This is a genomic window from Nonomuraea sp. SYSU D8015, assembly GCF_008065375.1.
GTDB lineage: Bacteria > Actinomycetota > Actinomycetes > Streptosporangiales > Streptosporangiaceae > Nonomuraea.
Genome location: NZ_VJYI01000030.1, coordinates 12,419 through 36,738, shown reverse-complemented (window position 1 = coordinate 36,738; position 24,320 = coordinate 12,419). Strand labels below are relative to the sequence as shown.

Genomic DNA, 24,320 nt, shown 5'->3' with positions numbered 1-24,320 from the left:
ACGATCCCTTTCGCCAGAAGTTCGAATTTGAACTTGATGGCGTGAACAGCGCTTTCCCGCGCTCTATTCCGGGCCCCTCCATGCCGGCGCCCGCCCTCGAGAGGGAGGGCGCCCGCGTCGTCCGGCGTCAGTGGCCGTACACCCCGAACTCCCACAGCGAGTAGCCCCATTGGGTGCCACGCTGGACGCCGCTCATCCTGACGTGGCGGGCGTTGACCGCCGGGAAGGTGACGTTGTCGACGCCTCCGTCCCCCGCCGTGGCGGTGTGCACGGTCGACCAGGATGCGCCGTCGTTCGACACCTCGATCCGGTAGCCCTTGCCGTAGGCCGCCTCCCAACGCAGGATCACCCTGCCGACGCGCCGCACGGAGCCCAGGTCCACACGGATCCACTGGTTGTCGCCGTGCGCGCTGCCCCAGCGGGTGCTCAGGTCGCCGTCGACGGCCCGGGCGCCCGACAGCGAGCCCTCGGTGCTCGACGCGGTCACCGTACGGCCGCGCGCCAGGTTCGCCACGTCGTCGCCGCGCCGTGCGGGGAACGAGACGACCTGGTGGTAGGTCGGCCGGTTCTGCCAGGAGATCAACGCGTGCTTGATCCCGCCGAGCGGGGCCTGCCGGATCGTGTCGGCGCACCACTGGTCGCCCGCCGCGCACACGTCGTCGCCCGGGTACGTGGTCGCCGCCGGCTCGGCCAGCGCCTCGGCGAGGCTGGCGAGCAGCACCTGCCGGCACCCGGCGACGGTCCCGTCACCGCAGTAGCGTCGCGGGAGCGCCCCGGCCACCGGGTCGCCGAGCACCGCGCGCAGGTCCTTGTCCACCCAGCCCCACCAGCCGTACTGCAGGGCGGATCCCTTGTGCGGCTGGGCGCCGTTGGCGGAGGCCGGGTAGGAGGACACGTCGCCCGCCTGGTGTCCGGAGGGCGACTCGTTGATCTGCAGGGCGCTCACCAGGGCCTGGTAGAGCTGGGCGCCGAGGCCGGGGCGGAACTGGGCGCGGACCAGCTTGGGCCACCAGGCGTCCATGACGCGGATGGCGTCGGCGTGGGCGTACGCCTTGCCGCCCGGCGTGGTCTCCTTGCGCAGCGCGCCCGCCTGACGCCAGGCCGACAGCTTGGCGACGGCGGACGACAGCGCCGGGTCGTCCCCCGTACCGTTCACTGGGCCGAGCACGCGGAGCAGCTCTGGCAGGACCTCCTTGCCGCGCAGGTCGGTCACCGCCGCCTCGGCGACGATCTTCACCGTGCCCGCGCGGTCCAGCTTGCCGCCGCCGGACAGCGCCGCCTTGACCGGCTTGTCCAGCAGGTCGCCCCGGTGAACCGCGGAGAAGCTGAAGTTGCCGTCCGCCGCGCCGAAGTCCTTGACCTGCTTGTTGTTCCAGCTCACGTAGTAGTCCTGGTTCACGGACTTGGGACGCTGGGCCACCGGCAGGTACGCGGCGACGTTCGTCGCCGGGTCCCAGCCCTGCCACTCGTGCGCCTGATCGGCCGTCATCGGCAGGTTCGGGTCGGAGGCAGCCGTGCGCGACGGCACGTCCCCGGACAGGAAGTAGGCGGCGTCGGCCGAGTTGACGTAGAACCAGTTGAAGTTGAACGCGATGTTCGACGCGGAGGTCATGAAGTCGGCCGCGGTGCCCATCTGCGCGGGTTCGTTGAACATCATGAAGCCGATCGCGGAGTCCGCCTCGCGCATGTAGGTCGAGCGCAGGGTGGCGAACGCGGCGGGCGTGCCGTTCACGGTGCCGCGCCAGGTGACCAGGCCGTACTTGGTGCGGTGGATGACCAGCTTGTACGAGCCGGCGGGGGTGTTGTCGGCGGTGGTGGGCTTCCAGGAGTTGGTGCGTTCCAGCTTCTCCATCGCGACGCACTGCCCGCGGAACAGGTAGTGCGCGGAGTCGGGGGTCGGGGCGCCGCCTCCGGGCTCGCACAGCGTGAGCGCGTAGGTGTCGGAGATGTCCTGGTTGCTGGACGTGGCGCTCCACGCGTAGTCGGGACCCCGGCCGAGCAGGACGTACATGTTGAGCCCCGCGAACGCGGCGCCGCGGGCCTTGATGCCGGGCGCCTCGATCTCCTGGAGCATCAGCAGCTGGGGCGCGAAATAGCCGGTCTGCGGGCCGAAGACGCCGATCGGACGCCCGGTGGCCGACTTGGCCGCCGAGACGACCACGGCGTTGGACATGGACGCCTGCCCCGGCTCCACGCGCAGCCCGGGCAGCACGCCCTCGGCCTCGGTCTCCGGTGTGACCGCCGAGCCGGTCGCCGCCTCGACCACGCTCACCGGCCGGGTCGTCGCGGGGTCGGGCAGCACGACGCCGGTGGCGCCGGCGGGCGGGTTCCCCCAGGGGAAGCTCTGCCCGTCGTGCAGGGTCAGCACGGTCTCGGGGTCGTTGCGGCCGCGGAACGCCTCCCACACCTGGTCGCCGGCGGCGGTGCCGTATCTGGCGCGCGCGGCCGCCCGTACCAGCGCCGACTGCATCTCCATGCCGCCACCGCCGCCGAACAGGCCGCCGATGACGCCGGCGATGGCGATGAGGTCGGTGATCACGAAGTGCTTGGGGCCGCCGGCGTTGGTGACGGAGTCCAGGTGGCCGGTGAGCACGTACTCGCCGGGGCAGTCACGCCGGGACATGCACCGGTCGATGTAGGCGTTCACGCCCGCGACGTAGTTCTGGACGTCGGCGTAGAGCTGGGCGCCGCGCGGGCCGCTCGCGCGCAGGCGGTCGAGCTGGGCCCGGAAGTCGGCCTCGGTGTAGGGAGAGTTGCGCCAGACGCTCTGCTCCAGCTCGCGGTTGCCCTGGGCGCCGCCGGCGAAGGTGGTCAGGTCGCCGCGGCCGACGTGGCGCATGAGGTCCATCAGGAACAGCCGGTCCCAGGCGCCGGCGAAACCGGCCCCGTACATCGCGCCGTCCCTGGTCGTGCCCTTGATATGCGGCACGCCGGTCGCCTTGTCGCGGGTGATCGTGACGTCCGCGCGGGGTGTGATCGTGCTCTCCACCTGGCCGGCGGGGACGCCGAAAGAGGCGTCGTTGAAGAAGTTCTCGATCTGGTCGTCCGTGAGGCCGGTGTAGGCGTTGATCAGGCCGGCGTACTTGCCGAGCTGGTCGCCGCTGTGCGGGGGCAGCGTGCCGAACGCCTGGTTGCCGAGGACCTCGACCAGGGTGGCGTTGCCGTTCTGACCGGGCGGGAGGACGTCGGAGCACTGCCCGAGGCAGTAGTCGTCCCAGATCTCGGCGAGCGCGGCGGTGGTGGCGGGGGCGGAGGTCGTGCTGGAGGCGGAGGTGGGGGGTGCGGTGAGGACCGCTGTGAGGGTGGCGAGGGCGGTGGCCGTCGCGACCGCAGGTAAGACGCGCATGGCATCCTCTCCGGGCCGAAGGTCGAGTCCACGAGAACACGAGCCCTGCTCAGGTTTCGCTGCCTGCAAGTTACGCTCCAGTAGCCCGTCGGTCAACGGCCCGTCTCCGTGAGCGCCGGCGGCCCGCCCTCGCGTCGGGTCTTGCCGGAGGGAGAAGCAATCCCTACTCTCGAGTAGCCAGTCCGGATAGAACACGTTCCAGGCGGTGGACCACGCGCTGCTCCGCGCGTTACCGCAGGCGATGACCGACCCGTGCGAAAGGCAGGGCGACGATGTTCTCTGGCAGGAACAGGTACTCGCGCCGCTCGATGGGACACTCCAGGCGGCCGATCCTCGGCGGGATGGCGGCCGTGCTGGCGATGGCCCTGGCGGGCTCCGGGACGGCGGACGCGGCCACACGGCAGGCGGACGCCTCGGCCTTACGGGAGGTGCTGTTCGTCGGCAACAACTGGGAGGGCACGGCCGACGTCATCGCCTCCACGGGCGACTTCGCCAAGATCGGCCGCGTCGACGTCGTCCCCGACAAGGACCAGCGGCTGAGCGAGATCTACCTCGACCCCGTCAAGCTGGCCTACTTCCTCGCCATCCGGGAGACCGTCGGCGAAGGGCACGACCAGTTCGTGGACGACATGTACACCACGCCCGACGGCACGGCCGTGGTCGTCTCGCGGCCGAGCTTCGCCGACGTCGTCTCGATCGACCTGGCCACCGGCAGGATCAACTGGCGGTTCCGGGTGTCGGGTTACCGGGCTGACCACATGGCGGTCTCGCCGGACGGCCGGCGCGTCGCGGTGTCGGCCTCGACGTCCAACACCGTCCACGTCCTCGACATCCGGACCGGCAGGGAGGCCGGGTCGTTCAGGACCGGCGACAAGCCGCACGAGAACGTGTTCACCCGCGACGGCCGGTACCTGTGGAACATGTCGATCGGCGAGGTGAACACCGACCTGGACGACCCGTGGCTGGACTGGACGAAGGGCGACCGGCGCATCACCGTCGTCGACACCTCCACGTTCCAGCAGGTCAAGGTCATCGACATGCGGCAGCGGCTGGACGCCTTCGGGCACAGGAACGTCTCGGACGCCGTCCGGCCCGCCGTGTTCGCCCCCGACGAGTCCAAGCTGTACTTCCAGGTGTCGTTCTTCAACGGCCTCTACGAGTACGACGTGGCCGCCGACCGGATCACCCGGGTCAAGACCCTGCCGGGTAACCCTGCGACCAGCACGAACCGCACCGACTGGATCAACGACTCACGCCACCACGGCCTGTCGGTCAACCCCGGCGGCGACAAACTGTGCGTCGCGGGGACCATGGACGACTACGCGACCGTCGTCGACCGTGCGACCCTGCGGGAGGGGCCGCTCGTCACCGCGTCCAAGCCCTACTGGGCGACGGTGAGCGGCGACGGCAGGGCGTGCGTCGTCTCCGAGAGCGGCGCCGACCAGGTCACCGCGATCGACTTCGCCACGGGCCGGAAGCTGACGTCCGTCCCGGTCGGGGACCATCCGCAGCGGGTCCGCCTCGGCCACGTCCCCGCCGGCTGGACCGGCCCTCAAACCGCTACCTGAGGGGGCCGAAATGTCTGTCACCGCGGCTGTCCGGCGGCCGGTCGTCCCGCTCGTCCTCGCCCTCCTGCTGCTCCTGACGGCGGTCCCCGCCGGTGCGGCCGCGGCGGCGGGATCGGGCGCGAACGGCGCCTTCTCCGTCCTCACCTACAACGTCGCCGGGCTCCCCGAGCCGCTGTCCAGCGGCGACCCCGCGACCAACACCCCGCTGATCGGCGCCCGCCTGGGCCCCTACGACATCGTGCACGTGCAGGAGGACTTCAACTACCACGCGGCCCTCTACGCGTCCGACACCCACCCGCATCGCACCCCGACGAGCGGCGGCGTGCCGTTCGGCGACGGGCTCAACACGCTGTCCGGCCTGCCCTACAGCGACTTCCGGCGCGTCAGGTGGAACCAGTGCAACGGCACCGACTGCCTGACGCCCAAGGGCTTCACGTACTCCCGCATCCGGATCGCCGAGGGCGTGTACGTCGACTTCTACAACGTGCACGCCAACGCCGGCGTCGAGCCCGCCGACCTGGCGGCGCGACGGGCGAACATCACCCAGCTGTCGCAGTTCATCCGGACCCACTCGGCGGACCAGGCCGTCGTGGTCATGGGCGACACCAACACCCGCTACACCCGCGCCGGCGACAACATCCGCACGCTGCTCGACGACAACGGGCTGAAGGACGCGTGGGTGCAGGCCGTACGCGGAGGCGTGCCCCCGGCGGCGGGCGACCCCGCGCTGGTGTGCGACCCGGCGAACGTCACCGACGACTGCGAGGTCGTCGACAAGATCCTCTATCGAGGCAACCGGTTCGTCCGGCTCGACCTGCTCGGCTACCACAACGAGAACGGGAGGTTCCTCGACGACGCGGGCGCGCCGCTGTCCGACCACTACCCCCACCTGGCCAGGTTCTCCTGGTCCCTGGATCCCGGCATCCGGATGAGCGAGCAGTTCGGGGGCCCGCACGGCACGCCGTTCACCGACGTGGCCGCCCTGCCGGCCGGCGCCGAGGTGCGTCGCCTGCTCCTCCGGGCCGGCTCGCGCATCGACCAGGTCGGCCTCGAGTACGGCACCGGCCTGACGCTGACGCACGGCGGCACGAGCGGCACGGCGCACTCGCTCGTCCTTGGTGCGGGGGAACACCTCACCCAGCTCACCCTGTGGTCGGGGCAGCGGAACGGCCACACCCGGATCTTCGCCCTCAGCGCCCGCACCACCCTGGGCCGCACCCTCAGCGCAGGCACCCGGACCAGCGCCCAGACCACCTTCACCGCACCGCCGGGCTGGAGGATCAGCGGCTTCCACGGCCGCTCCGGCGATGAGGTCGACAAACTCGGCGTGATCTGCACCCCGATCTCGCCGGGCTCCGGCACGGGCGCCTGAGCCGCCCCGATCGGCTCGCGGCCCGCTAGCGCTCCGTCAGGTGCAGCGCGAGCTGGGTGCGGTCGCGCAGGCCGAGCTTGCGCAGGACGCTGGAGACGTGGTTCTTCACCGTGCCCTCGGTGATGAACAGCCGGGCCGCGATCTCCCGGTTGCTGGCGCCGGCCGCCACCATCCGCGCCACCTCGAGCTCCCGGGCCGACAGCAGGTCCTGCCCGCGAAAGCCGCGGAACTCGACGGGAGCCTGGCGCAGGTGGGCCACCAGGCGGGCGGCGGCGGGACTCCCCAGCACGGTCTCGCCGCGGCTCGCCCGCCGGATGGCCGCGACCAGCTCGTCGGGCGAACAGTCCTTGAGCAGGTAGCCCACGGCGCCGCCGCGCAGGGCGCCGAAGATGTACTCGTCCTCGTCGAAGGTGCTGAGCACGATCGCCGCCACCGAAGGGTGCTCGGCCGACAGGCGGGCGATCAGTTCCACGCCGTCCATCCGCGGCATCCGGGCGTCCACGAGCGCCACGTCGGGTCGCGCCTCGGGGATCATCGCCAGCGCGGCCGACCCGTCGCCGGCCTCGCCCACGACTTCGACGCCCTCCTCGATCTCCAGCAGCTTGCGCAGCCCCTGCCGCATCAGCTCCTGGTCGTCCACGAGCAGCACGCGGATCATGCGGGCAGCTCCGCGCGCAGCTCGAAGCCCTTGGCCGCGTTGCCGCTGGTCAGCGTGCCGCCGAGGGCCTTGACTCGCTCGGCCAGCGAGCTCAGCCCGAATCCGAAGCCCTGGTCATGGCCCTTGCCGTCATCGGTGACCACGAGCACGACCCTTCCCTTCTCGAACGCCAGCCGGCCGCGCACGGACTCGGCCTCGGCATGGCGGAGCGCGTTGGTGAGCCCTTCCTGCAACACACGGTAGAGGACCAGCTCGGTGTCGGGTTCCAGCAACCGCTCGGTGCCCGTCACGTGGAAGTCGACCGCGACCCCTGTGCCGGCGAAGGAGTCGGCGAGCCGTTTGAGCGCCGCGCTCCCGAGGTGGCCGTCGAGCGCGAGCGGGCGCAGGGCACGCACCCATCGGCGGGCGTCGGCGAGGGCCGCCACCGTGAGCTCCTTGGCCTGACGCACCTCGTCCCAGGCGGCCTCCGGGCGGCGATGACGGTAGCGTTCGGCGTTCTCCAGCCCCACCTTGATGACGGTGAGGTGGTGGCCGATCGAGTCGTGCATCTCGGCGGCCATCCGCCCGCGCTCCTCGGCGACGGTCAGCTCCCTGACGCGCTCGGCGAGCCGCCGGGCACGCAGGACCGCCGACGCCATGCCCAGGACGAATGCGGCGAGCACCGCGAGGACCACCACCTCAGCCAGCACGCCGAGCAGCGGTTTGCCCATGGCCAGGGGGACCGCGAACATCAACGCCCCCGAGCCGGCGAGGATGGCGGTTGCGACGCGCATGCCGTAGACGAACGCCACGTTGGCGATGGCGAGCAGCGTCAGGGGCAGGTGCGTGACCGCCGAGCCCGTGATACCCAAGGCGACGGTGGCCATCAGGTACGCGGGGGCGGCCAGGTGGGGACGGCGCGCGGGGCTCCACGGCAGCACCACCCAGAGGCCGACGACGAGCGCGACGTTCAGGGCGAACTCGCCGCGCCGGGGAGCGAAGCCCGGTTCCTGGAGGTTGATGGCCACCACGGCCGCGAGCACCAGCCAGAAGACCACGCTGAACAGGAGAGGGCGATCGGGGTCACGCAGCCACGGCATGCGACAGACCCTACGATTCCCATGCGGCGTTGTGATCCCCCCAGAGGCACCATGACCTTGGTCATGGCCGGATCTATCCCGCGCTCGATGTGCGGACGACCATGGCGTTCCTACCGTTCGTGGCATGAAACCGATCTGGTCCGTCCTCCTCGTCGTGGTGACCATGTTCGCCCAGGCCCTGGCCGGCAGCCTTCCGGCATCTCTGCTCCTGGGCCGGGACAACGTCCTGCGGCAACCGCTCGGCGCCCTCGGCATCACTGTCGCCGGGCTTCTGTTCGTCTACCTCATCCGCCGCTTCCTCGACCGCCGGCCGTGGTCGGCGCTGGGCTGGCACAAGCCGTCCGGCATCCTGCTCGGTGTGGTCGCGGGCCTGGTGCCGGTGCTGGTCGCCGGCGTGCTCTCGCTCGCCGCAGGCGCGGCGACCCGGATGCCGATGGACGCCTCCGCCCTGGCCTGGTTGCCGCTGGCCGCCCTCGTCCTCCTACTCAACCAGGCCTTCCCTGAGGAGCTGCTGTGGCGCGGTCACCTGGTCGACACCCTGTCGGCGCGGCTGTCGATGCGGACCGTCGTGATCGTCTCCTCCGTGGTCTTCGGCGCGATGCACATCATTTCCCAGAGCGCGGCGGTCACGGTTCTGGAGAAGGTGCTCTACGTGGTCATGGCCGTGGCGCTCGGGTTCGCGTGCACGGCGGCGCGAGTGCGCGGCGGCGGGCTCTGGATGGCGGTCGGCGTGCACTGGGGCTTCCACATCGGCCTGCGGCTGCTGCCTCTTCAGCCGGTGAACTTCGGCGTTCAGCTCGTGCTGATGACGGTCACGCTCACGCTGGCGGGAGCCGTGCTGCTGAAGGGACATCGGACAAAGTCCGAGCAGCCGATTGAAACACGTTCCAGCCAGCCCCTAGGCTGAGTCCATGATCCTGGACCGCTTCCAGATAACCGGCGCGGCCGCGATCGTCACCGGCGCGGGCCGGGGCATCGGCGCCGCCACCGCCGTCGCGCTCGCCCAGGCGGGGGCGGACGTGGTCCTATGCGCCCGCACCGAGGAGCAGCTGGGCGCGGTCGCGGACCAGGTGGAGAAGGCCGGTCGGCGGGCCCTGGTCGTCCCCGGCGACCTGGCCGCGCCGGGCGCCGCCGAGGCGCTCGCGGAGCGGGCCGCGGACGCCTTCGGGCGGCTGGACATCGTCGTGAACAACGTCGGCGGCGCGCTGCCCCGCGCGTTCCTCGACACCAAGCGCCAGCATCTCGAGAACGCGTTTCAGTTCAACGTCGGGGTCGCGCACGAACTCACCAGGGCCGCCGTCCCCCACCTGCTCGACGGCGGCGGAGCGGTCGTGAACGTCTCCTCCGCCGTGGGCCGCGTCGCCGGCCGCGGTTACCTCGCGTACGGAACCGCCAAGGCGGCGCTCGCGCACTACACCCGGCTGGCCGCTCTCGACCTCGCCCCCGCCGTGCGGGTCAACGCGGTCGCCGTCGGCGCGGTCGCCACCTCCGCGCTCGACATCGTCATGAACGACGAGGCCATGCGCACCCAGATGGAGCAGGCCACGCCGCTGCGGCGGATAGGCGAGCCGGAGGACGTGGCGGCCGCGGTGCTCTACCTGGTCTCCCCGGCCGCCCGCTACCTGACCGGCAAGGTGCTGGAGGTCGACGGCGGCATCGACCGGCCCAACCTGGACCTCGGGCTGCCCGACCTGTCATGACGGGGTGGTGACGATCAGTCTCGTGGCGTCCCTTCGTACCGGTCTGTTATGGCCGGTCGCTCCTCGTGGTCGTGGCCGGTGTCGAGCGGGATCTTCTCGCCGCCGTAGGCGCGGCTCATCCTGATCCTGAGCCGGCCGAGCGGGCCGCGGGCGGCCTTGGGCGGGACGACCTTCCCGTCGTGGAGGGCCGCCGGGAGCATGGGAACAGGAGTCTTGCCGCGGACGTGGGCCTCGATGTCGGCCGCGGGCGGCGCGTGGACTTCGACGTACTCCCCGTGCGGCAGGCGCTTGATGACGCCGGCCTCCACCCCGTGGCTGATGGTGGCGGCGTCCGCCCGCTGCAGGCCCAGGCATATGCGATACGTGATCACGTACGCCAGCACCGGCCCCGCGAGGACCAGCACCCGGCCGCCGTAGGTGGTCCAGTTGAGGCTGATGTGGAAGTTGGCCGCGATCACGTCGTTGGCGCCGAGCAGCCACAGCACGCCGTAGAACGTGATGGCCGACATGCCGATCGAGGTGCGGTGCGGGTTGTTGCGCGGGCGGTCGGCGATGTGGTGCTCGCGCCGGTCGCCGGTGATCCACCGTTCCAGGAACGGATAGAGCGCCAGGCCGGTGATGATCAGCCCGAGCGGGAGCAGCGCGGGTATCAGCACGCTCAGCGGCAGCGTGCCCCCGGCCGTGCCGAAGAGGTTGATCTCCCATGCGGGCATGAGGCGCAGGGAGCCTTCCAGGAAGCCCATGTACCAGTCCGGCTGGGATCCGGCGGAGATGTCGGCCGGAGTGTACGGACCGAACAACCAGATCGGATTGATCTGCGTGAAGGTCGCCAGACCCGTCAGGACGGCGGCGGTGAACAGCATGTACGCGCCTGACTTGCCCATGAAGGCGGGCAGGAGCGGAGCGCCGACCACGTTGCGCTCGGTGCGGCCTTTGCCCGGCATCTGCGTGTGCTTCTGCACCCACATCAGCATCAGGTGGGCGGTGATGAGTGCGAGCAGGATGCCCGGGATCAGCAGGATGTGCAGCGAGTAGAAGCGCGGGATGACGACGTCGCCGGGATACTCCCCGCCGAACAGGAAGAACGACAGGTACGTGCCGACCAGCGGGATCGACAGCAGCACACCCTGGGTGATCCGCAGCCCCGCCCCGGAGAGCAGATCGTCGGGCAGGGAGTATCCGGTGAGCCCTTCGAAGAGGGCGAGCGTGAGCAGCCCGATTCCGATCAGCCAGTTCAGCTCACGGGGTTTGCGGTAGGCGCCGGTGAAGAACACCCGCAGCATGTGGATCATCAAGCTGGCCACGAACAGCAGGGCGGCCCAGTGGTGGATCTGCCGGAGCAGCAGTCCGCCGCGCACTTCGAAGCTGATCTCCAACGTCGAGGCGTACGCCTCGGACATCCCCACACCCTTGAGCGGCGTGTAGGAGCCGTCGTAGATGACGTGCTGCATGCTGGGCTTGAACCAGAACGTCAGGAACGTTCCGGTCAGCAGCAGGATGATGAACGAATACAGCGCGATCTCGCCCAGCAGGAACGACCAGTGGTCCGGGAAGATCTTGCGCAGGTTGCGCTTGAGAAACTTCGCCGCCCCCAGGCGATCGTCAAGATATCCACTGGGCCCGGTAATGAATTTCGGCGCTGTTTGCATGCGTGGCCTCCCCCAAGCCGACCGCAGGAGCAACCGGTAAGCCGCATGACCAGATTTTATCTCGCGGCCGTCAGCCGCCGAGAGGCAGCCCCCATAGGCAGAGAAACGGGAACTTGGTTCGCGCCTATAGCTCCCCTCAATGGCAACCGGTATGCACGTGACCGGCACTCTTCTGCCTGCCGGGGCGCCGATCACCAGGCAGTCGCAACAGATTTCCCTATTGCCGGTAATGCGGAGATTCTCAGCGATATGCCCGGGTAGTTGCGCTGCTGTTTTCGCTGGAGACGACGGAGAGTGATATGACCACTTTCAAGCCCGGCAGCGAGCCCCTGACGTCGCCGCTCGCCCCGGCCCGCGCCCACCGTAAGGGAGAGGTGCTCGCAGCCTGGCTGTCGACGACCGACCACAAAGTCATCGGCTACATGTACCTGATCGCCTCCTTCGTCTTCTTCGCCCTGGCCGGCGTCATGGCACTGATCATCCGGGCCGAACTGATCCAGCCGGGCCTGCAGCTCACCAGCAACGAGCAGTACAACCAGCTGTTCACCATGCACGGCACGATCATGATGCTGTTGTTCGCCACCCCGCTGTTCGCGGGGTTCGCCAACGTCGTCATGCCCTTGCAGATCGGCGCGCCCGACGTGGCCTTCCCCCGGCTGAACGCGGTCAGCTTCTGGCTGTTCCTGTTCGGCGGGCTCATCGTCGTCAGCGGCTTCTTCATACCTGAAGGCGCGGCCGACTTCGGCTGGTTCGCCTACACCCCGCTGTCGGAGGGCACGTTCAGCCCCAGCATGGGCGGCGACCTGTGGATCATGGGACTGGCGCTGTCCGGGCTGGGCACCATCCTCGGCGCGGTCAACTTCTTCACCACCATCGTGTGCATGCGCGCCCCCGGCATGACCATGTTCCGCATGCCGATCTTCACCTGGAACGTGCTGCTGACCAGCATGCTCGTGCTCATGGCCTTCCCCGTGCTGGCCGCCGCGCTGCTCGTGCTCGAGTCGGACCGCAAGCTCGGCACCCAGGTCTACGACCCCGTCAACGGCGGGCCCATGCTGTGGCAGCACCTGTTCTGGTTCTTCGGCCACCCCGAGGTGTACATCATCGCGCTGCCGTTCTTCGGCATCATCACCGAGGTCATCCCGGTGTTCAGCCGCAAGCCGATCTTCGGCTACGTCGGCCTGGTCGGCGCGACCATCTCCATCGCCGGGCTGTCGATGGCCGTATGGGCGCACCACATGTTCCCGACCGGTCAGGTGCTGCTGCCGTTCTTCGCGTTCATGACGTTCCTGATCGCGGTGCCGACCGGGGTGAAATTCTTCAACTGGACCGGCACCATGTGGCGGGGGCACCTGACGTTCGAGACGCCGATGCTGTTCGCGGTCGGCTTCCTCGTCACCTTCCTTCTGGGCGGCCTGACCGGAATGATTCTGGGGTCGCCGCCGCTGGACTTCCACGTCACCGACACCTACTTCGTCGTGGCCCATTTCCACTACGTCGTCTTCGGCACCGTCGTCTTCGCCATGTTCGCCGGGTTCTACTTCTGGTGGCCGAAGATGACCGGAAGAATGCTGAACGAAACCCTCGGCAAGTGGCACTTCTGGACGTTGTTCATCGGCTTCCACACGACGTTCCTGGTGCAGCACTGGCTGGGCGTGGCGGGCATGCCCCGCAGGTACGCCGACTACAGCGCCGCCGACGGCTTCACCGACCTGCACCTGGTCTCATCCATCGGCGCGTTCCTCCTGGGCGCCTCGACTCTGCCGTTCCTGTACAACGTCTGGTACACCGCCCGCCACGCGCCCCGCGTCACCCTGGACGACCCGTGGGGGTTCGGCAACTCGCTCGAATGGGCCACCTCCTGCCCGCCGCCGCGCCACAACTTCACCTCCATCCCGCAAATCCGCTCGGAGCGGCCCGCTTTCGACCTCCACTACCCGCGCACCTCCCATCGCCCGGCCCTCGGCCACGACACATCCGTGCAGGAGGAGGAGAAGCCATGACAGGTCCTTTCGACAACGTCTCCATGCCATCCCGCGAACTGCTCGCCCGGGCGCATGCGCGGTGACGACCATGAGTCTTTCCGATCAAGAGCTCCGGCTGCTGGCCGAGATCGAGCAGAATCTTCGCTGGCGGGATCCCGCCTTCGCCCGCCGCATCGACGCGCTCAACGCCGTCCCGTCCCGGGACGGCCCGCAACGCTACGCCTGCCATGTCAGCGGACTGGAGATCATCTGCATCCTGCTCGTCGTGACGATTCTGGCCGTGGTGCTGGTGTTCGCCACACTCGCGGCGGGCACCGGCTGAGGAACGGCGAGGCGTGGATCACGCCGGCCCGAACACGCGGCGCGCCGCCAGCCGCGCCGCGTGATATCCGCACATGCCGTGCACCCCGGGGCCCGGAGGAGTGGCGGAGGAGCACAGGTAGACGCCCGGGTCCGGGGTGGCGTACGGCACCCTGGACGCCGTCGGCCGGAACAGCAGGCGCAGGCGGTCGCAGGCGCCACCGGTGATGTCGCCTCCGGCGTTGTTGGGGTTGCGCGCCGCGATCTGCGCGGGGCCGGCGGTGCCGCGGTCCAGAACGAGATCGCGGAAGCCGGGGGCGAACCGCTCGATCTGCCGCTCGATCTGCGCCGTCAGGTCGCCACGCCATCCGTTGGGGACATGACCGTAGACCCACAGCACCTGCGCGTCACCGGGTGCCCTGGAGGGATCGAACAGGCTGGGCTGGGAGACGATGAGGAAGGGCACGGCAGGCGCGTCGCCGCGGCAGGCGGAGCGCAGAGCCGTGTCGATCTCGGCGAACGACGGGCCGAGATGTACGGTCCCGGCGACCGTGCAGGGCTCGGCGGTCCAGGGGACCGGCGCCGACAGGGCGTAGTCGATCTTGAAAGCGCCAGGGCCGTGGCGGTAGCGGCGCAGGCGCTCCGCGTACCGGCGTGGGAGCCTCCCCTCCGCCAGGTCCGCCAGCCGCTCCGGCATCACGTCCAGCAGGTAGACGCGAGCCGGCGGCAGGTCGTCCAGGCGGGCGACCGGGTGCCCGGTCTCGATGTGGCCGCCGAGATGACGCAGGTAGGCGGCCAACGCATGCGACAGAGTCTGCGCGCCGCCGTGCGGGAACGGCCAGCCCACCTCGTGCGCGGCCAGGGCGAGCAGCAACGCGACCCCGCCGGTGCCGGGCGAGCCGAGCGGCGCGACGGCATGGGCGGCGAGCCCGGCCAGCAGCCCGCGGGCGCGTTCTCCGCGGAACAGGCGGGCCAGCAGCGCGGCCGGCGCGGCGGCCCGCGTACCGAAGCGCGCCAGCAGGGCGGGATGGCGGGGCCAGGAGGCGATCGGGGCGCGCAGCACGTCCTCCGCGAGGTCGTGCCATCGCCCGAGGAAGGGCCTGATCACGCGGTGATAGCGCCGGCCGTCCCCGTCCAGCGAAGCCGCCGTCTCCTCGGGAGAGCGGGCCAGCACCGCGGCCGACCCGTCAGGGAACGGGTGGGCGAGCGGAAGCGGCGGCTGCACCCACGCAAGCCCGTACCGCTGCAACGGCATCGCCGTCAACGCCGGGGAGCCCACGCCCAGCGGATGCACGGCCGAGCAGACGTCGTGGCGGAAGCCCGGCAGCGTCACCTCGCGCGTCGTGGCGCCGCCGCCGACCTCCGCGGCCGCCTCGTACACCCGTACCGACACGCCGGCGCGCGCGAGCGTGATCGCCGCGACGAGCCCGTTGGGCCCCGCGCCGACCACCACCGCATCGACCTCGGCCATTTCCGCCCTCTCTGCCCGATGGCCACCGGTCGTGACGTGTCACCAGCTCCACATCCCCACCCGGACCGCCACGCCGGGCGAGGCGTGCAGGATCGGGGCGCCGTCCGGGGCCGGAAGGCCGGCGGCCTGGAGCACGTTCTGGTGCAGGCTGATCAGCTGAGCGTGCCGCAACGGCCAGGGCGGATGCTCGGTTTCGGCCGCGGCCAGGCGTCCTGTCACCATGGTGAACAGGCGGTACCGGGCGGTCAGGAAGTGCGCCAGCTCGTCGTACTCCTCCTCGGTCAGCGCCGCGCCCACCGCCACGTCCACGTCGCACCGCGCCCCGTCCGGATCCGGCAGCCGTCTACGGCACCGGTAGTACCGGCGGTCGCCCTCTGTGCGCACCGACATGTCCGACCAGAAGTACGGCAGCCAGTAGGCGGCGCGCCCGCCGATCGCGGCGGCCAGCCGCCCGGCGTCCAGCGACAGGAACCAGATGCCGGAGCGTCCGCGGCCGTCACGTACGTAGGTGCGGCAGTTCGTCTCCGGAAAGCTCGACAACCACGGCAGTGCCGGCATGCCCGGCATCCGCGCATCCTCCATGCGGAACGGCGTCAGCCCCACCCATGCGGTCCCGTCGAACGTTTCGACCGTCAACGGGCCCGGCACCAGCTCTCTCACCGCCTCGACGGGATATCGCCAGTGCAGGAACGTCATCTGCGACCAGCGGTGATACATCACCGGCCGGGCGACGCGCGGAGACGTCGGGGCCTTCATGCGGGCGCCCCGGCAGGCGCGGTCGTCGGCGATGACGGACTCGATGGCGGCTGCAACACTGCGCTCCTTCGCGCTGGACGGATCGTGCCGGCATGGCACGCCACCTGCACGCTCTACCCGAGGCCCCCGAGTCCAATCGCTGACCGTCCGGCCGCACGACCCTCCCATGGCCGCACTAGATCGCCACGGCTCCTGGCTCCTGGTGGGGAACGCTGCGGGTCAGCAGGTGCGCCTGGCGCATCCGCCCGTCAGGGGCGAACCGGCCGAAGAAGTAGACCTCGATGCCGAAGGCCTTGCCGCGCTGCGACACGTGCAGGGTGTAGCGGGCCGCGATCGTGTCGCCGTCGGCGACCGCCTCATGCACCTCGATCCGGCTGCTGGGCCGGTTCTTGCGGACCGGGCGGGTGTGCGCGATGAGTTTGTCGCGGTCTATCCGGTGTCCGTCGGCTACCTGGACGATGTCCACGGTGTGATAGCGATCGACGATCAGCGCCGCGTCCTCGTCGCTCCGCAGCAGCTCGTCGGTGAAGGAGGTGAAGAAGTCGGCGATGAACCGATGGGGATCGGTGTCGTTGACTGGACGCATGGGCACTCCCGCCGTGCTGGACACTCACGTACGATCTTTTACGCGCTGTAAGATATACAGGTCCCGATAACTTTGACAAGGTGTAAGAGATGACCGCTGTCCCGGCCCGCAATCGCCGTGCCGATGCACGTCGCAGCAGGGCCGCCATCCTCGATGCGGCGGCCCGGGTTCTCAACGCCGAGCCCGACGCCAGCCTGGAGACGATCGCCGCCGCCGCGGGTGTGACCCGCCAGACCGTTCACGCCCATTTCCCTTCCCGGGAGAAATTGCTGCTGGCGGTCGTCGGCCGGCTCACCGAGGAGACCATCGCCGCCATGGACGCCGCGGATCTCGATGCCGGACCCGCCAAGGACGCCCTGATCCGGCTGCTCGACGCCGGAGAGCAGGTGGCGCGGCGCTACCCCGGACTGCTGCAGAAGATCAGCACACTGCTCCTCAGTCCGCAGGAGGACCACGACCTGCACACGTCCGTCGGCGACCGGATCGAACGGGTCATCCGACGTGGCCGGCGGACCGGCGAATTCGACGATCGGCTCCCGATCGGCTGGCTGGTCGCGGCCGTCGTCAAGCTCGCCCACGCCGCCGGCGAGGAGTCGGCGACCGCCCGGATGACCAGCGAGGAGGCACGGGATGCGCTGCACACCAGCGTGCTCCGCATGCTCGGTGCGGCCGCCGACGCGGGCCGCTCGCCTGGGCCTCGATGAGCCGTGTCCATCCGGTGGTCGCCATCCGCCCCTTGGCCGGCGACCGGGTGGGAGGTGGTCGAGCGGACGTGCCGGCCGACGCCCGACGTCGTGCTCATGGACGTCCGCATGCCCGACCTCGACGGCATCGCGGCCACCCGCGAACTCTCGCGGGCCGCGCCGGGGTGCGGGTGCTCATCCCGACCACTTCGACAAGACGGCGACTCGCTGCTGTCACCGTCGGTCACCCGGCGCGTGATCGACCGGATGGCCCGCCAGCCCCGGCCCCCCGACCTCGCCGACCAGTCCAAGCCGGACGGGCTGACACCGCGTGAGCGGGAGGACTCGCCCTCATCGACCGAGGGCTGTCCAACCGGGAGATCGCCGCCGCGCTCGTCGTCGAGGAATCAACGATCAGGACGCACGTCAAGCGGCTCCTCATGAAGCTCGGCGTACGCGACCGCCGCACCCGGCTCGGCCGGCGCGGCGGGCAGCGCGGCGGTGTAGCCCGCCTTCTCCACCTCGGCGATCAACGCCTGCGGGTCAACGCCGTCGGGAAAGGTGACCTTCGCCTTCTCCGTGGCATAGTTGACCGCCGCCGTGACACCCTCAAGCTTGTTCAGCTTGCGCTCGAGCCGGTTCGCGCAGGACGCACACGTCATGCCGCCGATCGTCAGCTCGACGGCCCTGCCTTCGGTGACAAAGGACATTCCACCTCTCCCCTCAGCTGTTCGCTCTCCGCGTCCTGCGGTCAGTGCGTGTGGTCCCCATGCGACGACGGGCCGGCACTCGGCTCGGCCGCCGGCTCAGGGCGCGCCGGTCCCGGCCAGGGCGGTGAAGTCCACGGTGCGGACCTTACCGCCGTGCTGGAGCGTCAGCTTGCTGGACCGGCCCGGCACCAGATCACCGCTCAGCGTCACCGTATGGCCGTCCACCGTCGCCGTGCGGCTCACCCCGGCCGGCGCCCGCGGCGCGTAGTCACCGGCGACCAGCAGATCCGCCCCCAGCGTCAGCTTCACCGACCACACCCCATCGGCGGCCATCTCCGGATGCAGGTGCTGAAAGCTCGCCAGATCCCGCGAGACCACGATGAAATGCATCTTCTTCTCGTGCTCGACCTCATACCCGGTCACCGGCTCGCCGTCCGGCCCGGTCACCGTGAACCGGAAGTCCGTGGGCCGTCCCATGCTCCCTCTTCACCGGGGCGGTGGGACCGACCTGGCCCACCGCGTTCCCGACACCCAGGGCGCCGCCGAAGACGGCGGTCAGCCCCACGACATAGGCGCCCAGCCTGGTTACGGTGTTCATGCCGAAGACGCCACCTCATAGCCGGCCTCCTCGACCGCGGCCACGATCTCCGCCGCGTCGACGGGCCCGTCGCTGCCGACCGTCAGCAGGCCGCTGGCCAGGTCCACCTCCACCGAGGTGACCCCCGCCACCTCACCGACCTCCTCCTTCACCGAGCTCACGCAGTGGCCGCAGGTCATGCCCTTGACGGTGTAGGTAGCGGTAGCCATGTCAATCAACCCGTTCCAGTGATGTTCGTCAGGAACGGACGAGCCGCGCGATCGCGTCGGAAGCCTCTTTGACCTTGGCCTGCGCCTCAGGGCCGCCATTGGCGGCGGCTTCGGCCACGCAGTGCGTCAGGTGGTCTCCGAACAGGGAGAGGGCGACGGACTGCAGGGCGCTCGTGGCCGCCGACACCTGCGTGAGGATGTCGATGCGGTACCCCCCTATGGTATCTCAAGCCGCTCGAGAATGAAGCCGCCGGCGGCCAGCTCGTGCAGGAAGGTCGTGGGGTCCACCCGTTGCTCGATGTGCCCGACTCCCGGCGCGAACTCGGGCAGATGGCGAATGAGCAGGGCGGCGGTCAGGCCGGTGGCGCGGCTCTGCAGGCGGCCGCTGAAGGTGGCCTGGACGGTTCCCGCGCGGGCGGTGACGGCGAAGGCGTCACCGCCCAGGTGGACCTTCTCCAGCGCGGCGAGCATCAGGCCACGGACGCGCGGGCGGCGCAACAGCCGTGCGACGGCGGGACGGCCCGCCGCCGCCAGCAGCGCGGTGGTCAGGCGGGAGTCCAGGCACAGGCCGGTGGCGACGCTCGGGATGCCGAGGGTGGCGGGCAGGGTGTACTGGTCGGAGAAGGGGAAGCGGTGGACGGTGCGCCGGCCGTACGGCTCGGGAAAACGCATGGTCCAGGTGCCGGCGAGCCGGCCGAGTCCGTCCAGGGTCCAGGCCAGGGCCGCGGGTCCGTGCTGCTCGCCGGAGCCGAGCAGGACTCCGATGCGCACCTCCTCGCCGGGTGCGCGTTCGGCGACGTCGCGGGCCAGCAGGTTGGTGATGCCGGGCACGAGGCCGACGCTGAGCACCGCCGTGGCCCGGTGGCGCTTCGCCAGGTCGTCGAGGTCCTCGATCGCGGCGAGCACGGGGTGGGAGGCGGAGACGTCCAGGTAGTGGATCCCGCGTTCGAGGCAGGCTCTGGCCACCCGGGCGTTGTCGAGTTCGGCGCACATGAGCACCACGTCGACGCCGTCCAAGGCCCTTGCCAGGTCGGCGGGGTCGGCGGCGTCCACGCGCATGGAGGGGGCGCCGGGGACGGGCTCGGCACGGTCCGGGTTACGCCCGGCCACGATCACGGTCGCGCCGGGGAGGTGATCGACGAGTGCCGTGGCGGCGTGACGGCCCACGGCGCCGTAGCCGCCCAGGATGAGGATGGTGTTCATCGGGTGGCTCCTTCGGGCCGGCGGGCGAACAGCGACACTGCGCAGCCGACGCCCAGCACGGCCAGCGCGGCCGCGCCGCCGAAGCCGAGGCGCAGTCCGTCGGCGAGAGCCTGCGGGTCGCCGGTGCCTCCGCGGGCGGCGGTCCACGCCGAGGCGGCCAGGAGGAGGCCGGTGACGCCGAGCGCGGCGCCCAGTCGTTGGGCGGTGTTGAGCAGGCCGGAGGCGGCTCCCGTGTGCTCCTTGGGCGCGGCCCTGACCGCCGAGGCGGTGGATCCGACGAAGACGGCGGGCAGCCCCGCCGCGAACACCAGGCTGGGCGGCAGCACGGCCGTCAGGTAGCCGGCTCCGGGGTGCAGGAGGAGGGCGTACCCGGTGAGGCCTGCGGCGAGCAGGCCCATGCCGGCGGTGAGGACGGCGCGGTGCCCGAATCGCCCCATGGCCCAGGGCAGGGCCGTACGGGCGATCACCATGTTGACCACGGCGACGGGCAGGACGGCGAACCCCGCGGCGATCGCCGAATAGCCCAGGACCTCCTGCATCATCATCGACAGCAGCACGAACGCCGGCACGTGGGAGGCGCCCACCAGGGCGTTGGCCACGGCCCCCGCCCTGATCTCGCGCGTCCGCAGGAGGGAGGGCGGCAGGATCGGCTGGGGGTGGCGCCGCTGGCTGGCCGTGAAGGCGGCCCCGAGCAGGACCAGTGCGGCGGCCGCCGTACCGGTGAGGGGGTCCCAGCCGCGGCCGGGAAGCTCGGATGCCAGGAGGACCAGCGCGAGGAGGCAGCCCGTTCCGGTGAGCGCGCCGGGCAGGTCCAGCCGTGCCCGCAGGCCGCCGCGGTTCAGTGGCGGATCGGCGGGCAGCAGCCGCGGAGCCGCCAGGAGCGCCGCCACGCCGATGGGGACGTTGATCAGGAAGATCCACGGCCAGCCCAGGGTCTGGGTGAGGATGCCGCCCAGTGCCACCCCTGAGCCCGCGCCGGCGGCGGCCATGGCGCTCCAGATGCCGAACGCTCGGCGGTAGGCGGCGGGCTCGGTGAAGACGGCGGCCAGCAGGGCCAGCTCGGCGGGGACCACGACGGCGGCGCCGAGGCCCTGCAGCGCCCGCCCCGCGAGGAGAGTGGCGGCGTCCGGGGCCAGGCCGGCCAGCAGCGAGGCGCCGGTGAACAGCGCGAGGCCGGTCTGGAACATGCGGCGGCGGCCGAGCAGGTCCGCGGCCGGCCCGGCGACGAGCTGGAAGCCACCGAAGGTGAGCTGGTAGGCGTTGACGACCCACGCGAGCGCGGCCGAGGTGAGGGCCAGTGCCGTGCCCATCGTGGGCAGGGCGACGTTGACGATCGACACTTCGAGGAACACCACGAGCTCGACCGAGGTCAGCAGCAACAGAGCCGGGAGGCCACCCCGGCTCAAGGTTTTTGTAGTCACACTAAGAGAATGTTTTTGTAGTGCTGCTATAGTCAAGTGCGTGAGTGATAGATCACAACAGCCGGCGAGGCGCGACGGCCGCGCCGCACGCGCCGAGGCCACCCGCGCCCGCATCGTCGCGGCGGCCACCGAGCTGTTCACCACCACCGGCTACACGACCACGAGCATCGGCGCGATCGCGGCCAAGGCCGGAGTGAGCGAACAGACCGTCTACTACGCCTTCGGCACCAAGAAGGCCGTCCTCGCCGCCGCCCTCGACGTGGCCGTGGCGGGCGACGATCAACCCATCCCGACCCTGGAGCGAGGCTGGGCGAAGGACGCGCTGGCCGATCCCGATCCGCGCGGGCAGCTCCGCCGTCAGGTCGCCGGGGCCGCCGACATCTACCTGCGCGCCGCTCCCCTGCTCGACGTCGTACGCAGTGCCGCCCCCACCGACCCCGACCTGGCCGAGCTGTGGTCCGCCAACATCGAACAGCGGCTGACGGTCCAGCGGGTCTTCACCGAGGCCCTGGCCCGCAAGACCACGCTGCGCGACGGGATCACTCCGGAGACCGCCGCCGACGTCGCGCTGACGATCCTCGCGCCCGAGACCTACAACCTGCTGGTGAAGGAGCGGAAATGGCCGCACGCCACCTGGCAGGCCTGGGCCGAGACCGCCCTCGCCACCCTGCTCACCACGGCGCCGGAGTGACAGCACGGACCGGCAGCCGACTGCTCGCGGCGGCATCAGCCTCCCGGGCCCACCCGGGAGCGCCCCGTAACGGTTGAATCACGCATGTTGCCGTTGCGCCCTCCAGCCGTTTTAATTTCTCAACGTTAGTTATCAAATACGCCGCTGGAGGGAGAACGTCGACCCCTTCCCGGAGCGAGTGTCCGACGGGATCCGGGACGCGGTCCGGGTGGAGCGCCGGTCGCCCGGCAGCGCCGCCGTCACGCCGGACCGCTTTGCCCACAACGCTTGAGGAGTTTCCTTGAATCGGGTTCACATGCCCCTCCCGCCGTTCGATCCGACGGCCGGCACGGTGGTGCTCAGCCCGGAGAAGAACGAACCCGGCTACTGGGCCGGATGCGCCGGCGTGCTGGGCGACGGCGACCGGTACTGGCTCACCTACCGGCAGCGCCGTCCGCGCGGGGCCGAGGCCGAGCGGGGCTGGAGGTGCGCGGTGGCCGTCAGCGACGACGGCATCGGCTTCACCGACGTCTGGGCGGTGCACAAGGACGAGCTGGGCAGCTCATCGATGGAGCGTTTCTGCCTCACCCCTGCCGGCGACGGCGGGTTCCGGCTGTTCATCTCGTACGTGGACCCGGCCGACAACAGGTGGCGCATCGACGCCCTCACCGCGAAGGACCCGTCCGCGTTCGACCTCGCCACCCGCCGCCCCGTGCTGACCGCGGCGTCGACCGGCACCGAGGGCGTCAAAGACCCGTACGTCATGAGCGTGGGACCGGTGACGTACTTGTTCGCCAGCTTCGCCGCGGCGCTGAGCGGCCCGGCCCCCGAGGCGCACGCGACCGGCGACATCTACAACGTCGGCGCCACCACGCACCCCACCGGCCTGGCCACCAGCCTGGACGGCGAGAGCTTCACCTGGCACGGCACGGTCCTGCCGGTGGGCGCGGGCTGGAACCGCTACCAGACGCGCCTTAACAGCGTCGTACACGTCGAAGGCGGATATGTCGGCTTTTACGATGGCTCGGCCTCGCACGAGGAGAACTACGAGGAGCGGTGCGGGATCGCCGTCTCGGCCGACCTGTTCACCTGGCACCGGCTCTCGGACGACGGCCCGTGGGTCACCGCCCCGCACGGCACCGGCTCGGTGCGGTATGTAGAGGCGCTGATCGTCGATGGCGAGTGGCGGCTGTACTACGAGATGACACGGGCCGACGGGGCGCACGAGCTGCGCCTGATCCGCGTACCCGCGAGGCGATCGGGCACAGGACCAAGGCCATGACGTCCACCGCATCCGTGCGCGCTCAGCCCGCCCGACGCCCCACCCTCGCGGAGGGCGCGCGGCGAGCGCGGGGGAGCTGATCGCGGACGTGAATCGCGGGTGCGCAATCACACTCTCGCAGGGTTACTCCCTCAGCAGGTGACCTGGCTCGTCATGCTGCTGGGAAGCGCGTCCCAGCTGGCCTCCGTGTCGAGCTCCTGCAGCTCGAGAACGTTTGTCAGCTCCATCGCCTACTCCTTTCTTCAGCCATATTCTCGCCTTTCGGCTGACGCTAATGATCGCTGCGGAAGGCTGCAACGACGTGGGCCGATGCTTCCGCGCAGACCCGTCCCGCCGGCGAGACGGGTCTGCGCGAAGAATGGCGCGATATGCGCGCCACGCATCACTCTCCCCGTCGGCGGAAATTCGCGAGAACCAGGCGCAGGAATTCGGCGGATCGCCGACGTTCGCGTGTCATGCGGAGGCAGCGGATAAACGATTTGGCGCAGCACCGCAGAATGACCTCACGGATCGCTGATCGGCTGCTGAATGCTGTCACGAGCCGCCTGGAACACCGATGTCCACGTGCGGGCGCCGGATCACGACCGGCCCGCCGCCCGCATCGCGTTCGACGTGATGACCCCCGGCGGGAGTTGAGGAAATTCGGTGTCGCCAGGTCGATCTGCAGGCTCGCGGCCAGGGTGATCGGGCCGAGCGGGCAGTGCGGCGCCATCACCACGTCGTAGGCCTCGGCCATCGCCGCGATCCGCCGCACCTCCGAGATGCCGCCCGCGTGCGAAGCGTCCGGTTGCGCGACCGCGATGCCGGTGGGGAGGACGTCGCGGAAGTCCCACCGGGAGTAGAGCCGTTCGCCGGTGGCGATCGGGATGCTGGTCGCGTCGGTGATCCGGCGCATGTCCCGGGCGAACTCCGGCAGCACCGGCTCCTCGACGAACAACGGGAGCAGCGGCTCGAGCAGCGGCAGGATCCGGCGGGCCGCCGCGGTGCTGAACCGGCCGTGGAAGTCCAGCGCGATGTCGACGGCGTCGCCGAGCGCGTCGCGCAGGATCTCCACGCGGCGCACCATCGCCCGGA

At 70.5% G+C, this 24,320-nt stretch carries 21 protein-coding genes and 4 pseudogenes; 11 read left to right on the top strand and 14 right to left on the bottom strand.

Annotated features, from left to right (window positions below; translation table 11 throughout):
* Positions 1–127: 127 nt before the first annotated feature.
* Complete coding sequence (locus tag ID574_RS52160; RefSeq protein WP_188196545.1) at positions 128–3,346, bottom strand: penicillin acylase family protein; 3,219 nt, start codon at positions 3,344–3,346, stop codon at positions 128–130.
* A 272-nt stretch (positions 3,347–3,618) separates the two neighbouring features.
* On the opposite strand from ID574_RS52160, the gene ID574_RS52155 reads away from it, so the two are divergent.
* Entirely contained in the window at positions 3,619–4,914 is a 1,296-nt protein-coding gene (locus ID574_RS52155) for a YncE family protein (RefSeq protein WP_223167982.1), read from the top strand.
* 10 nt (positions 4,915–4,924) lie between these two features.
* A complete protein-coding gene (locus ID574_RS52150) occupies positions 4,925–6,286 on the top strand; it encodes a jacalin-like lectin (protein WP_188196544.1) in 1,362 nt (453 codons plus the stop codon).
* Between the two features lie 25 nt (positions 6,287–6,311).
* Here the strand turns inward: ID574_RS52150 and ID574_RS52145 are convergent, their stop codons facing one another.
* Together ID574_RS52145 and ID574_RS52140 are read right to left on the bottom strand one after the other, a co-directional pair.
* On the bottom strand, positions 6,312–6,944 hold the full coding sequence (locus ID574_RS52145; protein ID WP_188196543.1) for a response regulator: 633 nt from the start codon (positions 6,942–6,944) through the stop codon (positions 6,312–6,314).
* Entirely contained in the window at positions 6,941–8,023 is a 1,083-nt protein-coding gene (locus ID574_RS52140) for a sensor histidine kinase (protein WP_223167981.1), read from the bottom strand. Before ID574_RS52140 ends, ID574_RS52145 begins: the two co-directional genes overlap by 4 nt.
* Before the next feature lie 124 nt (positions 8,024–8,147).
* Here ID574_RS52140 and ID574_RS52135 point away from each other — a divergent pair, with 124 nt between their 5' ends.
* Positions 8,148–8,930: a CPBP family intramembrane glutamic endopeptidase gene (locus tag ID574_RS52135; RefSeq protein WP_188196541.1), complete on the top strand. Its 783-nt coding sequence runs from the start codon at positions 8,148–8,150 to the stop codon at positions 8,928–8,930.
* A gap of 4 nt (positions 8,931–8,934) precedes the next feature.
* A complete protein-coding gene (locus tag ID574_RS52130) occupies positions 8,935–9,723 on the top strand; it encodes an SDR family oxidoreductase (RefSeq protein WP_188196540.1) in 789 nt (262 codons plus the stop codon).
* A gap of 14 nt (positions 9,724–9,737) precedes the next feature.
* On the opposite strand, the gene qcrB is transcribed toward ID574_RS52130, so the two are convergent.
* Positions 9,738–11,372: a cytochrome bc1 complex cytochrome b subunit gene (gene qcrB, locus ID574_RS52125; protein ID WP_188196539.1), complete on the bottom strand. Its 1,635-nt coding sequence runs from the start codon at positions 11,370–11,372 to the stop codon at positions 9,738–9,740.
* Between the two features lie 299 nt (positions 11,373–11,671).
* Here qcrB and ctaD point away from each other — a divergent pair, with 299 nt between their 5' ends.
* Both ctaD and ID574_RS52115 read left to right on the top strand, forming a co-directional pair.
* A complete protein-coding gene (gene ctaD, locus ID574_RS52120; RefSeq protein ID WP_188196538.1) occupies positions 11,672–13,375 on the top strand; it encodes an aa3-type cytochrome oxidase subunit I in 1,704 nt (567 codons plus the stop codon).
* A gap of 70 nt (positions 13,376–13,445) precedes the next feature.
* The gene (locus ID574_RS52115; protein WP_188196537.1) at positions 13,446–13,679 is read left to right on the top strand and encodes a DUF3040 domain-containing protein; all 234 of its coding nucleotides are present in this window, start codon (positions 13,446–13,448) and stop codon (positions 13,677–13,679) included.
* Positions 13,680–13,697: 18 nt separating this feature from the next.
* Here the strand turns inward: ID574_RS52115 and ID574_RS52110 are convergent, their stop codons facing one another.
* From ID574_RS52110 to ID574_RS52100, 3 genes are all read right to left on the bottom strand, one after another.
* The gene (locus tag ID574_RS52110; RefSeq protein ID WP_188196536.1) at positions 13,698–15,128 is read right to left on the bottom strand and encodes a phytoene desaturase family protein; all 1,431 of its coding nucleotides are present in this window, start codon (positions 15,126–15,128) and stop codon (positions 13,698–13,700) included.
* A 39-nt stretch (positions 15,129–15,167) separates the two neighbouring features.
* A complete protein-coding gene (locus ID574_RS52105; protein WP_223167980.1) occupies positions 15,168–15,983 on the bottom strand; it encodes a YqjF family protein in 816 nt (271 codons plus the stop codon).
* A gap of 76 nt (positions 15,984–16,059) precedes the next feature.
* Positions 16,060–16,470 carry a nuclear transport factor 2 family protein gene (locus tag ID574_RS52100; protein WP_188196535.1) on the bottom strand — a complete coding sequence of 137 codons (411 nt, stop codon included), beginning with the start codon at positions 16,468–16,470 and terminating at the stop codon, positions 16,060–16,062.
* A gap of 89 nt (positions 16,471–16,559) precedes the next feature.
* On the opposite strand from ID574_RS52100, the gene ID574_RS52095 reads away from it, so the two are divergent.
* The 3 genes and pseudogenes from ID574_RS52095 to ID574_RS63230 form a co-directional block, all read left to right on the top strand.
* On the top strand, positions 16,560–17,174 hold the full coding sequence (locus ID574_RS52095) for a TetR/AcrR family transcriptional regulator (RefSeq protein WP_188196534.1): 615 nt from the start codon (positions 16,560–16,562) through the stop codon (positions 17,172–17,174).
* A gap of 3 nt (positions 17,175–17,177) precedes the next feature.
* Positions 17,178–17,324 (top strand): annotated as a pseudogene (locus tag ID574_RS63235) (response regulator); the annotation flags it as partial.
* A 182-nt stretch (positions 17,325–17,506) separates the two neighbouring features.
* Positions 17,507–17,563, top strand: a pseudogene (locus ID574_RS63230) (hypothetical protein); the annotation flags it as partial.
* A gap of 51 nt (positions 17,564–17,614) precedes the next feature.
* On the opposite strand, the pseudogene ID574_RS52085 reads toward ID574_RS63230, so the two are convergent.
* The 6 genes and pseudogenes from ID574_RS52085 to ID574_RS52060 form a co-directional block, all read right to left on the bottom strand.
* Positions 17,615–17,863, bottom strand: a pseudogene (locus tag ID574_RS52085) (cation transporter); the annotation flags it as partial.
* Positions 17,864–17,959: 96 nt separating this feature from the next.
* A complete protein-coding gene (locus ID574_RS52080) occupies positions 17,960–18,340 on the bottom strand; it encodes a hypothetical protein (RefSeq protein WP_223167979.1) in 381 nt (126 codons plus the stop codon).
* Positions 18,341–18,457: 117 nt separating this feature from the next.
* Positions 18,458–18,670, bottom strand: coding sequence for a heavy-metal-associated domain-containing protein (locus tag ID574_RS52075; protein WP_188195916.1), 213 nt, complete (start codon positions 18,668–18,670; stop codon positions 18,458–18,460).
* 28 nt (positions 18,671–18,698) lie between these two features.
* Positions 18,699–18,881 (bottom strand): annotated as a pseudogene (locus ID574_RS52070) (metal-sensing transcriptional repressor); the annotation flags it as partial.
* A gap of 5 nt (positions 18,882–18,886) precedes the next feature.
* A complete protein-coding gene (locus ID574_RS52065) occupies positions 18,887–19,873 on the bottom strand; it encodes a saccharopine dehydrogenase family protein (protein ID WP_188196533.1) in 987 nt (328 codons plus the stop codon).
* Positions 19,870–21,294, bottom strand: a complete 1,425-nt coding sequence (locus ID574_RS52060; RefSeq protein ID WP_223167978.1) for an MFS transporter — start codon at positions 21,292–21,294, stop codon at positions 19,870–19,872. Before ID574_RS52060 ends, ID574_RS52065 begins: the two co-directional genes overlap by 4 nt.
* Positions 21,295–21,334: 40 nt before the next feature.
* On the opposite strand from ID574_RS52060, the gene ID574_RS52055 reads away from it, so the two are divergent.
* Both ID574_RS52055 and ID574_RS52050 read left to right on the top strand, forming a co-directional pair.
* On the top strand, positions 21,335–21,985 hold the full coding sequence (locus ID574_RS52055) for a TetR/AcrR family transcriptional regulator (RefSeq protein WP_188196532.1): 651 nt from the start codon (positions 21,335–21,337) through the stop codon (positions 21,983–21,985).
* Positions 21,986–22,265: 280 nt separating this feature from the next.
* Positions 22,266–23,246 carry a glycoside hydrolase family protein gene (locus ID574_RS52050; RefSeq protein WP_223167977.1) on the top strand — a complete coding sequence of 327 codons (981 nt, stop codon included), beginning with the start codon at positions 22,266–22,268 and terminating at the stop codon, positions 23,244–23,246.
* A gap of 382 nt (positions 23,247–23,628) precedes the next feature.
* Here the strand turns inward: ID574_RS52050 and ID574_RS61115 are convergent, their stop codons facing one another.
* Positions 23,629–24,300, bottom strand: a complete 672-nt coding sequence (locus ID574_RS61115; RefSeq protein WP_262496165.1) for an enolase C-terminal domain-like protein — start codon at positions 24,298–24,300, stop codon at positions 23,629–23,631.
* Between the last annotated feature and the right edge of the window lie 20 nt (positions 24,301–24,320).